Here is a 482-nt window from a genome sequence, read left to right on the forward strand (position 1 = left end):
AGGGCGCGGCGCAGCAGGGCCTTGTCGCCGGTGAGCGGGCCGCGCGCGGGCCACACGGAGAAGTCGGTACGCGCCGAGGTCCGCCAGGCGGTGGGGGAGACCCGGGTCACCTTGCCGGGGTCGAGGGCGGCCTCGGCGGCCGGGTTCCCGGCGTAGGAGGGCGCGGCGGCGCCGTCGGGGCCCCAGCCGTCGCCCGGCAGGGCGACCAGCGCGCCGCACACGGCGAGCGCCGCAGCGGCGGCGAGGGCGGCCTTGGCGTGCCGGCGGCGGCGCATCAGATCGGTGGGCCGGGCCTGGAGCGAGCACGGGTCGAACTCCGGGGAGGAGAGCAGCCCCGGCTGCATGGGCACACTGTTCGCCGAGGCCAGCGCGCCGCCCGGGTCGGGGACCCCGGCGGCGTCGAGCAGGTCGCGGATGTCCGGGTCGGGCAGCTTCTCCGAGGCCGCGCAGCACGTAGGCGGCGCGGGCCGGCCGGGCAGGGC

The 482-nt window shown here is 80.1% G+C and carries 1 pseudogene; it reads right to left on the bottom strand.

Annotation, left to right across the window (positions count from 1 at the left end):
* Positions 1–482, bottom strand: a pseudogene (locus C3488_RS39775) (hypothetical protein); the annotation flags it as partial.

The organism is Streptomyces sp. Ru72 (genome assembly GCF_002920635.1).
GTDB lineage: Bacteria > Actinomycetota > Actinomycetes > Streptomycetales > Streptomycetaceae > Streptomyces.